Annotated in this window: 4 protein-coding genes and 2 pseudogenes; 3 read left to right on the forward strand and 3 right to left on the reverse strand. The window is 51.8% G+C overall.

Annotated features, from left to right (window positions below; genetic code table 11):
• Positions 1–1,046: 1,046 nt before the first annotated feature.
• The 3 genes and pseudogenes from ACV7GQ_RS06110 to ACV7GQ_RS06120 form a co-directional block, all read left to right on the forward strand.
• Entirely contained in the window at positions 1,047–4,598 is a 3,552-nt protein-coding gene (locus ACV7GQ_RS06110) for a hypothetical protein (protein ID WP_470312639.1), read from the forward strand.
• A 77-nt stretch (positions 4,599–4,675) separates the two neighbouring features.
• Positions 4,676–5,014 (forward strand): annotated as a pseudogene (locus tag ACV7GQ_RS06115) (UvrD-helicase domain-containing protein); the annotation flags it as partial.
• A gap of 32 nt (positions 5,015–5,046) precedes the next feature.
• Positions 5,047–8,265: pseudogene (locus ACV7GQ_RS06120) on the forward strand (UvrD-helicase domain-containing protein); the annotation flags it as partial.
• 51 nt (positions 8,266–8,316) lie between these two features.
• Here the strand turns inward: ACV7GQ_RS06120 and ACV7GQ_RS06125 are convergent.
• The 3 genes from ACV7GQ_RS06125 to ACV7GQ_RS06135 are packed head-to-tail and all read right to left on the reverse strand — an operon-like array spanning position 8,317 to position 13,264.
• On the reverse strand, positions 8,317–9,006 hold the full coding sequence (locus tag ACV7GQ_RS06125) for a hypothetical protein (protein WP_470312640.1): 690 nt from the start codon (positions 9,004–9,006) through the stop codon (positions 8,317–8,319).
• Positions 9,003–10,379 (reverse strand): hypothetical protein, encoded by a 1,377-nt coding sequence (locus tag ACV7GQ_RS06130; RefSeq protein WP_470312641.1) that lies wholly within the window; start codon positions 10,377–10,379, stop codon positions 9,003–9,005. Before ACV7GQ_RS06130 ends, ACV7GQ_RS06125 begins: the two co-directional genes overlap by 4 nt.
• Entirely contained in the window at positions 10,376–13,264 is a 2,889-nt protein-coding gene (locus ACV7GQ_RS06135) for a coiled-coil domain-containing protein (RefSeq protein ID WP_470312642.1), read from the reverse strand. Before ACV7GQ_RS06135 ends, ACV7GQ_RS06130 begins: the two co-directional genes overlap by 4 nt.
• Between the last annotated feature and the right edge of the window lie 301 nt (positions 13,265–13,565).

Genomic DNA, 13,565 nt, shown 5'->3' on the forward strand with positions numbered 1-13,565 from the left:
CCAGTGAGCACCGATGAGATCGGTTTCGATCTCTTCACGTTTGTGCTGGGCATCGTGTTCAGGTAGTTGGGCGTAACTGAATGTGAGCGTCGGCGACCGATTGTTTCGATGTGTGCGTAATCGTGATCGGAGGTTAGCACTTTGCCCGATATACTCCAGTGGAGGACACTCGGATTTCACCCAAATCCGATAGACCCCGTTTGAGGAGGGGATGGTACTGTCTACAGATTCGAGCCGTGCCGGTGTCGACCAATCGAGCCCCATCCATTCCGTGATGGTCAGCGGCTCCATATTTGTCCATTCTACTGGACCGACACCTGGCTGAGAATGTGGGTCGGATTCCCCATTTGGGAGTGGGCCACCCCGGAAGTCATCACGTCGGTAGCCAGAGATCTCATAGCCAGTCAATATCCGTCCGAAATTCGCTGTGGGGCTCTCTCCGACGTCGCGTCGGTAGCAGGCGATAAGTGCCGCTTCCAGAGATTTCCGAGACTGCTTGTCGGTTGCAGCTGCTGGCGTTGCGATTGAGACCTCTAACTCAGGTCCGAACTCTTGTCTGACGGCCCATAGACACGGTGCTGCGGTATGGGGATCGCGATACGGCATTTCATCCGCATATGCGCCGCGTGCTAGTGCTCGGACTCGGCCTCTGAGGCTTCGGCCAGTCTCTCCGATATACTCGAGTCCATCGCGATCCGCGTGCCGTACTCGGTAGAGACCTTCGTCTGTGGGCAAGCTAGATAGATGTTCACTATTAGGGTGGAGAGAGCCCCATTCCGACCACGTTGTATCGAACCACGTTGGTTGTTCGCAGTCTGGCTGCTGCACACTCAGTATGTTTTGAGTGATTGGTATGGAATTATCGGTTCAATTAAATACAAGGTTGGGACAGGCAGAAACTGGCTGCTGAATGTGGCGAAGGTAGTCAGAGTAGCGTCATAAAGTAATTTGAGAATAGCTCGTGAAAATGTAAAATACTCACCCCGTGATATCAAAACCCCTACACCTAGAGAAGATTTAACAACATTTCACATCAATACGATGCTATGACTCTTCGGCTTCGGGACAGCTCTTTCTTGCAATACTTACGTAATCGTGCAGCAGAAACACCGGACCAGCCGGGAGCGGGTCGGAACGGGCTCACAATCGTGTCTGGACAAATCGTTCGACAAAACGTCCAGGACTGGATCGACCGTGAACAGATTCCGTCCGGACGGTTCACAGAACTAACTACCATTGAGGACCTCGCCTCGACATTTCTTGAACCAACGGATCACGCTGATATTATTCTGGATAGCGCACTTCGAGAAACGCTTCTAGAACAGTGTTTGCGGGCGGCTGACCCGGCAATAAGTGAAGTCACTCTCGACTCTCTTTCACAAAGTAGGGAGCTGGATACTGCCCAACGTGAAGCAATCGTTGAATTAGCCGACCGCCTTCCCTACCAAACGGAATCAGTTCGCGATTCGTTTCTCGAAGAGCTAGATGATTACTATCGGTGTACGGATGCTGGTGCCGACTCCGTTGCGCTTGAACGTGCGATTCGTGGCTTAGAGAACGAATTTGCTATTGCCCAGAGTCGACGGTCGATTGATGCATTTAAAGCAGTGACCACGCTCCTCAATGGACAACTCGACCGACTCCCAGCTGACCGACAACCCTCACGAAGTCACCTGGTTCGGGCCGCGCGGAACTTAGTCCGGAGTGACTGGGACAATCACTTCGGACAGGTTGAGTGGATAGCTGTGGGGAGCATCAGTGTTTTCGACAATCCGACCCTGCAATTTCTGAGTCGAATCGCTGCAGCGGACGATGCACCGGATGTCAACCTGTTTGTAAACCACGGTAGTATCGAACCACTGAAAGCGCGGATTGACGCGCTCCCGGTCGACTCTGACCTCCCGACAACCATCGACGAGTCTGCAGTCGCGATGGACAGTGAGGCAGCGCGCACCCTCTTTGCTGCCACACAGGGTGAAAGCAGTGATGTCCCGGAAAACGCAACATTCGTTGAGGCACCTGATGAGAGGCGACTTGTCGATCACATCGCCAACGACATTCGACAGCGACTGCAGGATGGGGCGAAACCACAGGAGTTCCTCCTCATCGCCCCTGAAGCTGGCACCTACCAGACGTTGATCGAAGACGCATTCAGTACCGTTGGTGTCCCTCTGTATGTCCAGACACGACGCCCGCTTGCCAACGCACCTGCATTACGATATATCTCTGCGTTTGTTGGACTGATCGAAAGCGCTGAAAAAGCGGCTGAAATCACACACGGTGAGCTGATGGACCCGCTCAGATTGGGTTACTGTCCACGACAGAGCAACCCTGATCAGTGGCCACTTGCGGGACGCCGGTTCACCCAAATCGAACAACGCCTCCATCTCGAACAACAACAACACAACAGTGACCCTGACCGCTACCCCGACCAGGGCATTGAATTCGACACCTGGCGTACAATTATCGATGACCAGCCCCACTGGACAGCGGCTTGGTGGGCTGTTGAGAACCTGCTAGAGGACGTTGAATCGCATGTGGGCGACCCTCCAGAGGATGGAGATGAACTTGTTGACCTGCTCGGCAAGTATCTCAATGCATACATTCATCATACCGTTGACCACGAGCGGCACCTGTACGAAGGGCCGGGTATCGATATAACCAGGATCGCACTGACGGAAACTCACGCAACGAATCTCGGGGAACGGGTTCGGAGTCAACTGGACAGTGTCGGAAGGTACTACGACCGGATTGGAAATCTGTTTGATGTTGACCTCACCTGGGAATCCGTCAGTCGAGCCCTCTCAGCAGTGCTCGGTAGCGAGACATACGGGAAGCAACAGCTCGACCGCCATGCAATCCCGCTCCTCGACGCTGGTAACGCCTACTACAGGGAGGCGAAATATGTGTACATTTTGGGCTTGAACGCCGAAGAATTCCCAGCCAGTCCTGGTACACCGACGTTCCTCCATTCAGATCTCAGGCAGGCAGTGCATGACAGTGCAGTCAGTGGTGAGAATCCCGAGCTACATCTCGATAACCGAGCTTCAAGTTACGGCCAAGCAGTCGATTTCTATCAATCGGCATTGGCAACGGCATCAGAGGATGCAGAAATCACCTTATATCATACCTATCGTGATACACAGGGCAACAATGTAGCGTGGTCTTCATTCGTTGACCTACTCAACCCCGATGAGATTGCCCAACGGACCGACGTTGGCGAGTGGTTGCCACAACCGAGCGTTGAGCGCGAAGACGATGAAATTGTGGCTCAGGAAGACTGGCGTGATGTCAGTAGCCGCATCGCCCCTCGAGAGCGCCTTCGCACGCTTCTCTATCACGCCCACCGCGACCGTCCTGAGACACAACCTGTTGTGAGCCGTGCAGATATCGCAGCCCTCCTCTCACAGGTTGACAGCGACGTCCTATCGAATGAACTGTATCCTCGTCTTGACCGCTATCACCACCCCCCACTCAATATCGAGATTGATCCGGATGAACCAGCGTTTGCGGACACTTCATATGCAGCAATTAGTGGTGAGCCCCATCACCCACATGAGTTAGACCTCTTGGGGCAGTGTGGCCTCAAGTACTACTATTACCAATTCCTCTACAATTTCGAAGGAGAGGCACCCGACCGGGACACAATTCCGTACTATTCCAGCAACTATCCGCATCATCGACTAGGTAGCCTCCCACATATTGTCCGAGAAAACTACGCGGACCCAAGATATGTTGAGAAGTGGCGGGCCCTGATAGAAGACTATCTGCCCGAAAGACAAAGTCCCACCGAGGGGCTTCGACAATTCGACACCGATGAGGAGCTTAGAACGTGGCTGCTTGAACAAGACGAGTTCGAAGAATTTGACGAAATAACGATCTTCGAAAACCTCCGGGCCGAGCGACAACTCGTCGAGGCAGAGGTTTCGGCAGGAATTGAACGGGACTGGGAATGGCGCAGTGGCGGTGTAATCGATATCGAAGGCTTCGAAGTGAAGGTACCACCATACAGGGCAGATAAGGTTGAGACCGAATCGAAGCCATACCACCTACCCATTTTCTTTACGAGATTCAGCGACCGAGCCCGCTCGGCATTTAAAGGCTGCTTCACACATGATGACCCGATTTGGGAGGTCGAAGAAGGCTGCTCAACTCTGTGTATCGAATGCCGGGACGAAGACTGTACCTACAACTCAAAATATGCACTCGACCATCGACTTATCAGCGGTCGCGAGTACGAACGAGAGGTAGCCGGCAATAACGTACTTGGCATTGGCCTGCAAGAACAGTATGGTGACCTCGATGGCGGGCGGTTCGTCGTGGCCAAATCCAATCATATGGAGGACCTCTACCAGGAAGACGATGGTCCTGTCGCGAACTTTGAGTCGATCCAAGCTCGAGGTGGATGGAACCAATGGTATGAGACAAAAGTCGAGTCCTGGAGGGAGGATGTAGGTGAGCACGCAACAACTCTCGCCACAACAACACCACCCGAAGTGACCGTCAACGAAGAGCTCGTTAACGAAGACGAATGTCTGCGGTGCGTGTATCGAGGCCTCTGTATGGTCCCTGAGCGCCAGGGGGTAATTAACCAATGAATCACGACGAACTCGCAGCTGAACTTGAGTTAGCACTGGGAGACGATTTCGAATTTACACCCGGGCAGGCGGATGTTATGGCAGGGTACCACGAAGGGACTGGCCGAGTTGCAGTTGGTGCTGGTGCTGGGACTGGGAAAACCGCCACGTTGACACGCGTTGTCGCCGAGGCGGTGCTCCGAAATTGTCTACCGAACCCTGAATCTCTCGAACAGAATCCGTTCGAAGACATCCTTGTAACCACATTTACCCGGGATGCAGCCGGACAATTGAAATCAGAAATCAAGAGGTTACTTCGCGACCACGAGGTTGCAAGCGGCATAGAGTTTGATACGGATCTCTGGCGGTGGGTCGAAACGGCAAGTGAAATCGGTACTATCGATTCACTTGTTCAATCACTTCTCCAGGAGGTGGCTACTGATGTCGCTATTCCCCTGATTTCGAAGTCCGAGATGACCTGGAGACCGCGGACCTCTTGCGGGAATTGTTCCAAAAACTGCGGGAGGACTCGCAGCTGGAGGAAGCTGTCGAGCTACTTGACCAAGAGTTCGAAGATGACAGTACGACCACACGGGAGTTCATTTACGATATACAACAGAAGCTCAGGGAGTTTTGCTATCCATTTGATTCGGACACGGACATGTTCTCGGTGCAGTATCAAACACAGCTCCATCAAGGTCAGGAACTACCCTTTGACCCGAGGGATATCACCGAGATTGTCGCCCAATTGACTGGGCAAGAGCGGGTGGATCTCAACCAGCCAACTGAACAGACTGTCGAAGCAATCGAATCGGAGTATCGTTATAATATCGCCTTTTTAGAAGCTGTGGAGGATGTTCTTGATGCATTCGAAACAGCCTATGATGAGCAAACCCGTGAAGAAGGAGCCCTTTCCTATACAGATATCACGTATCTGGTCTGGGAATATCTGGAGAGCGACGACGGTGCAGAGTTTGCAGCGAGTTTGGGAGGGCGGTTTAGTCACCTCTTTATCGACGAGTTCCAGGACACGAGCTATGCGCAATGTCAAATTCTCTCTCATCTCATCTCAAACGGTCGCGCCACAGCAGAATCGACTGGAAGTGATGACCGGACACAGGTCCTGGTCATCGGTGACGTGAAGCAGTCTATCTACAGCTGGCGGTCTGCAGACCCCGAGATATTTGCAGATATTCTTGACCATGCAGATAGCGGATCGACTGACCCAGACCAGTACCTCGGGGCGACTGACTGGACACGAGCGGAGTTGGAGACGAACTTTCGGAGTCATCCACACCTCGTTCGGGCTGCAAATCATCTGTTTTCCCAACTGTTCACGGACCCTGGCCGCGGGGATATCGGGAGTTTTGATATTGATTATACACCACTCCGTCCGTTTCGTGAAGAGACCCAACCCGACCAGGCACACCTCCATGTGCTTCGGCTAGGCGATGGAAATTCGGAGGAACTCCGGCAACGGGAACCGGGAGACGTCGCCGCAGCGATCCATGGTGTTCTAGAAGAGGAAACCTTGGAGGTTGACCGAGAAGATGAACCAGAGGGTGATGGTGAGTTACAGGAAGAAACGGCGACACGGCCTGCGAAGGCGGGTGACTTCACCTTGCTTTTCCGGCGGTCGACCTACATGCACCGCTTCCGTGCAGCCCTTGACAATCACGGTATCCAAAACGCTGTCGTCGCACAGAGCGGCCTCTTCGAAACTGAGGAGGTCAGTTTCCTTATCGACGTCTTGGATTGGTTTGCAAATCCCCACTCAAAGGACTCTTTGTTACGTATCCTTCGCTCACCGGTAACCGCTCTTTCAGATGCGACGATTCGATTCATCGTGAGTAACGAGCTAGATCTAACAAAGTCGCTAGACGAATGGGTGGACTCTGACCTTCCGGCTGGTGACCGCCTTCGGTTACAACGACTGGTCGATTTACGAAGCGACCTCCGGTGGGACAGGGAAGGTTCGAAAGCCAACCTGGTGCAAAAAATAATTCAACACACGGCAATCGAAGCTATCCTCCTCACCGGAGATGATGCACGACAAAAATACGGCAATCTCTGGATGTTAGTCGAAGTAACGCGGGACTGGGAAGAAGAAGAGTTGCTTCCGTATCGCGAGTTCGTTAACAGACTTCGGCGATATCAGGACCGAGCAGAGAGTGGGTCTGGTAGTTTCGAAGTGGCGGCTGTTACTGACAGCAACGCAGACGAGACAGTCAAACTCCGAACGGCCCATGGATCGAAAGGACTGGAGTTCAATATCGTCGTCCTCGCAGATCTCCTCGCCGGCCCTGGAGGGAATCCGACCGGCGAATTATATCTCAGTCTTCGACGTGATGAGCAGCGTGAGCTCGTTATCCATCCCCGGAACAATCAGGGCCCAATTTCATATGATGCTGGCCCTGGGAGCAACTGGAACCATGCTGATGATACGGGGACGACCTGGATTTCCCAGGCACGAGACGATTCAGGTGCGTTACAATTCCCTCACCCGTTCAATGCCGCACTCGAAGATCAGCTCGCAGAATATTGGCGATTGTTGTATGTTGCATTTACGCGTGCTGGAGACCATTTGATCACTCCGCTTGGTGATGATCTCCACCACTCCCAACGATGGACGACATGGGCAAAAGCGCTGAACCAACACTTCCGACCAGGAGCATCATGGCACGCTGGTCGATATGACAGTCCACTCGTTGGGGCCCACCCTGATGATACAAACCATGACGGCCAACTTCCTCTATGGGTTGACCAGTTGCCTCAGGCAGCCCCACTTGAGCCAGATCCGATCGGAATGGATGTCAACCCTGAGGACAGCAACCGCAATGCGGAAGACTCCACTGAATCTGGTGTAGCGACCCAAAACTGGGATGGTGTCAATTTCGCTCCTCGACGCCTGAGTCCGTCAACACTTCATGATCTAATTGCTTGCCCCAGGAGGTTCCAGTATCGAGCCCTCCAAAATGTGAGTGAGTCACGTGGGACGTCTCCGCCGGACTCGAACAATCCTGAGGGAATCTCTCCCACTGGATGGGGCAACATCGTCCACAATGCACTTGAAGAGCTTCATATCGATTATCGCAATAATGACCTCGGGACCGCAGACAGCCGACTTCAGTCATTCCTCCGAGACCGATCGGATATCCGGTCCAATTTAGAGCGAATCGTCGGTCAGTACCGTCAGAGTAACACGTGGAAGGAAGTTCAAAAGGCAGATCAGATTCTCCCGGAGTACGAGCTCTCTGCCTTACATCCTGATGAGCCGCAGGTTCACATACAGGGGTTCGTTGACCTCCTGTATCGGGTTGGTGACGACTGGTACATCGTGGATTACAAAACCGGACGCGTCGCCGAGGAACAGTCATATCTGTGGAACAAGTACCGCTGGCAACTTGCGACGTATGTCTGGCTCCTGCGCGAAGAATATGGGATTGAAACGACCGCTGCCCGCATAATCTATGTAGAGGAGGAGACTGAGGTTGTCCAAAACGTGGACCGGGACCTCTTTGCAGATTATCTTCGACGCTTAGAGGAGGAATTGCCAGTCACCACCCGGGAAGGCTTGCCGGTCGACCCGGATCCTGATCCCGGGACTGTTGCCCGCAATGACCTACCGGATGAATCACGGTGCGGAACCTGCCCGTATACTTCGATTTGTCCCGCCTGGGAAGAGTGACCTTCCAGTCAAGGCGTACATTGTTGGTTTTCGCCAGAGATAGCCACTGGATTAGTCGGACAATTGTGCTGAGGAAAATCGAGTGAATTGAATGTCCGTTTCGTATGATTTCACTCCCGACGAATCACGTCGAGAAGAGTTATTGATGACCGCAATCGAGGGGATGATTATTCGAGATGCTTGCAGTCGAAGGATTTCCTGGAGTGTCGGTCCCTTATCGACGACAAACGGGATCTGCGTTTTGAACTCATGGTTCAACATCTCGAACGCAACTGTCCACCAGACGAGCCGTGTCCCCTCCCGAACGGTGATTCGAGCGTCAGTTCGAATGGCGTCCGCATGCTGATCGAACCATTTCCTGATAATGTCGTGAAACTGTGGTTCAGTCAGCTCAGAATCGTCACTCAATAGTTTGCTCCCGATAGCAAGCACGTCATAGGACAAGGGCGTTGAAAACGAATCGGCGTCGACATCCATAATCGGCAGCTCAACGTGGTGTTGGTATGGCTCGTTATCGCTGTGGCGGGCAGCGAACTTCCTGAAATCATCCACATTGAAAAGTCGGCCCTCAAGCTCAACAAGGATGGGCAACACACGGTTTACCGTGATCGCGTCGGGACGAAGCCAAACGACTGAGTCAGGGACTCCGCGCTCCTTGCCAAACCCACGTGGCTCCGGTACCAATTCGACATGGGAGGTGGCAAGCATTTCTTTGAGCTGTTCCGCCTGAACATAACTCATCCTTCCAGGGACAACTCTATTGGTAGCTTCCCTTTTAGAGCTTCCAGGGATTCAATTTGAATCTCTGACAGAGGAACTGAATCCTCATTATACATCCTCTCGAACAACTCCCGGACATCTGTAGCTTCAAATTGAGATGCGATCTCATCGAACGCATCATCCAACCAGCGGTGCTGGTCCTCGATGGCCTCAAACGATGTGTCAAGGTTTCCTCGAACTCTGCTCGCTGAGAGGTCCCCGAGTTCCGATGGTGGTGAGACGAACTCGATGTTTGAGACGTCAAATGTCATCCGGATTTCTGAGCACATCGAACTTAACCGGGTAAGTTCCTGGCTTGTGGTCTCAACGAACGAATCGAATTCATTGTCAATCGCACTAGCTTGCGCGTTCAGTTCCGAGACCGAACTGGCGGCTCCCGTGTCGAACTTTTCGTATTTCTCTTTAATTTCCGAGGCTGCATCAGCGAGAGAGTCCGGAACGTCTTTGGCGAGAACTTGTTCGGCATTCTGCAATGACTCGTAGTACTGGTTTTGGAATCGAGCGAGCCCTGATGCAATTTCGTTCAGCTGCGACTGGATCTCATTCGGCCGGCAGTCAGCTATTTTTGAAAGGGTATCCTCGCGAACGGTCCCCGTAATATCGTACTGAATTCCCTCAATATATCTGTTGATTTCGGTTACTTCATCACTAATAGAATCAATATCAACAGGCTCGTCGAGTGACTGATACATCGACTCTTCATCTGATATTTGTGTCACCTCTGCTGGAACCCACGGTCCCGCATCATCAAACATCGATTCGAGCTTGACCAACACATTACGCCGCCGTTGGACATTCTCGACCAGTGGGGTGAGGTCATTTGCTGGTCCAATAAGATATCTTGCAACGTCGCTCTTGACACGCTCGGAGACTATACTATCACAAAGTGGCGGTAAATCTTCAAGAACAGTGATAACTTCCTGATAGGCGTCTGCATCGTTTTGAAGATCTGAGGCAGGGCGCTGTTTGATTTGTGCTTCTAATTCAGCCTCTCGGTCTTGACTCAGTTCTAAGCCAAGCTGGTCCAGTATTTCCCGGAAACGGTTGATGGTCGTTTCTTGAATCGGTTCCGAAAGCGCTTCTTGAATCTCTCGTGCCTGGTCGACAAGTTCGGTGGGGGTGTCTATCGTCCGAAGTTGACTTTGAAGTTCTGCCGCCCGACCACGAAACGCTTCCTTGTTTTCCGACCCCATTCGCTCCCATTCTTTCGGCGCTCCTTCCAACCAGTCCTCGACCTCGTCAAGTTTATTTCTCGTTTCTTCTACTGTTCCAATAGTATCCTCCAGTTCCTGGGTGAATTCTTCTACGGCGTCGACGTCGTCAGACTGGCTCATGCTTGCACCTCCTGATCTTGAAGCACCATCTGGAGGAGTTCTTCGAGTTCGTCCTCAATCGTTTCCATTTCTGATTCAAGACGCTCGTGCCGATCCTCGAGCCGGTCGAACAATTCACGTACGCTTTCGATTTCTGGCCGATACTTGTCCGCTTCGCGATTGATTTCATTGACTCTGTCAATATTAGCTGGTAGCGTCAACCGGTGTTCGCCAGATGCAAAGTCGAAAATGTCATTTCCGATTCGTTCGACTTTCGTGAGGAGTTGGTCTCGGGAAGCAAAGTATTCGACAAGTATCTCTGATTCTTCTGCCGTCTGATACAGGTCATCATAGATGGATTTGAGGTCTTCAATCGCCGAGATATCCATGCTTCCCAGCTTCGCCTCATCTTTATCGAATTCTTTAGACATCTGCTCGGCGAACTGTCGTAACTGTATCCAGTAGGCATATGCGAGGGGTGCGATGCCAGAATTAATTTCGAGTTGGTCAACAAGATCCTCAATCCCCTCAATAGTGGTTTCAAGAATCTCTTTGTATGCGTTGAAGGTCCCAGGATCGAGCTCAATCCAGGTTCCGACGTCAGCGGTGTCTGGAGAGCTCAGTGTTTCGTTTGCCGTTTCAATCCGCTCGAGCGCATCCTCGACGTTGGAGTTGGCATCACGAAACTCGTCTGCGAGTTCCGTTAGTTTACTGGCCAAATCGAACTGGGAGCGGCTACTCGTTACAAACTCTGCCATTAGATTGGCACGCAGGAATGCATAACTATGTCGTGCAACATCAACATCCAGAACCGGGATTTGCCCCTTCTTAGCTTCTCTCCCCGTATCGTTTACCCGGTCTATGACCGTCTCTTCACCGAAGTCACGAGCTAACTCACCGAGAATACTCTGGGTATTTTGTACGGAAGCGTCGAGTCCATTGCCACCAGAGTAGTGTGCTCGTTGCTGATTCAGCGTGTTTGAGAACTCGTTTTCACTGTACAGATTGTCAATATACTCTCCGTAAGGGAACGCAGATCCACCAGAAATCAGGTCTTCATCAAGTGCCCGTTCAATAGCCCGATGGATATCGCCGTACCGTTGCCCAAAGTCAGGTTCATCAGAGAGCACCAGTAGATATGAGAGGGTAACTGGAAGTTCCGATATTTGTCCTTGCGTCCAGAAAGGAGTATCATGTTGTAGCCTGTTTTCATTCCAGACGAGTGTCTGCGTATTGGACCGCGAATATCGGCTCAGATAATCGTTTGCAAATGAATCGGCTTGTTCGGTCGCAAACCGTTCGACCTGGTCATAGAGGGTTTCAATCGTGTTTCGGACATCCCGCGAGTCGGCGTCTTCCAACAATTCCCGCTGGATAGCATCATCCATCGCTCCATTCGACAACATTTCCCGCTCGCGTAGGCGGCCCCAAAGGTTGAGGATGAAGTCCCAGAGCAAACTCGATTCGTGAGTTACGACGTCGATGAGTGCGTGGTTGATGAGGAAATCAAATTCATCCGGAACGGCATCCTCAAACTCAGGGTCAACAACGAGCAATCCAGGCTCAGTAATATCTCGTTTGTTACGAATCGAACGCAGTTGATTCTCAAGGGCTGTTTCGGTCGGGCAGAAGTACACTGGGATATCAGCCGTTGACTCGGGCTCGATAGTTAGCCCTTCCTCCATCTGTTCTTTGAGTTGCCAGGTCGGTGTCTCGCAGACCAAATCGGGATTGAGAGCAATTGGCTGGAATGCTTGGTCGATTTTGGAGGGCTTTGGAACGACTACCTCCTCTTCGACGGCGTCGATAGAATCATTAGCATCAAACAGTTTGTTTTGGAAGGTAGACATTTCGACTTCGAGCGATTCGACCGCTTGTTGCCGACCCGGACCCGTAGGCTCGAACGACAGAATCTGGTCTTCGATCAGTGAGAGGATCCCGTCCACTTCCTCCTTCTCGAACATTATCTCGCGGTACGGGAACAGTCGCTGTTTCGGCAAGCAGAGTCCGTCAAAGACACGCTCAGTATTCCGACGGATGATCTCCTTTGCGTCACTACCTTCTTCTCCAGGAAATTCCGAGGCTTCGAAAATAATGTTGCTGACGAGGTTGACCATGTCCTCCTTCGTGTAGGCTTCAGTCCCTTCGAGCAGATAGCTATCAAGCCCGTCTGATTGGAATGCGAGAGCTCGACAGGCTGGCTTCCACAACTCCGCATCCAATTGAGTCCAGATCGAGTCGATAACATCCCTCCCTTGAGTTTCAAGCGACACTGATTCGAACCACCCATGAACGTCATCAAGCGCCGTGGGCGGCATTTCTTCGATGAATTTTATAATAAGCCCTGTCCGGCCGCGGGCCATCCACCAAATGACATTTGCAAGGGAGTTTAAACCGGGGTCCTTCTCATCAAGTCGTTCGTAGACTTCCTCGACATTGAGCGGTGGGACCCGGATTTCTTTTAACCGGCCCCAGTCAGCCTCACCGATGAACTCATAGGCGGACAGCATCCCAAAGCTCCAGACTTTGAGCGTATCGGGCACCCCGTCGTTGATTATGCGAAGTGGATTGGAGTCATCAGTATCGAGTGCCTGCATGAAGTCTTCATAGTGCTGCTCTACTTCGTCGATGAAGATTGCGTACTTCGTAATTTCATCAGCAGAATCAACTGTGACATTATTCTCAAGCCACTCTTCCTTCTGGCTTGAGGATGCATTTGGAAACCATTTCACCTGAGTAGGGTCTTGTGTGACGTACGCAGCGACCTCCGCTTCAATTCGGTCCGATAGCCACGTTGCAATATCTGTTTCGTCAGCAGCCTCAAATTCAGCGAGTAGCTCTCCTGGGTCATTGATATAAACAGCACCAATATCTTGTTCCCAGGCTTCCCTGAACATCTGGTACATCAATTGTGTCTTCCCCGACCGGTATGCCCCGACAATCGCGAGCGGGTCAGGACTCTCATCCGTGAGAAGTTGTTCGTAACTCGCGCGGTAACTGGCTAATGCCCGTTCATGAGCGTCAGTAAGAGCTTCCCACTCCCGAGATAGACTAGCGTTTCGCTGAGACATAAATACGTATCCAACTCGTTACGGTTTAGAAGTTGTGTGTGATGATGACTAACCCCCAAAATAGAATTATAGACAATTGGTAACCACTCACTGAAATTTAAATTAAATATAGTTTAGTATAGTATTCATTCTCAAT

This window comes from Haloarcula sp. MBLA0163 (assembly GCF_055632435.1).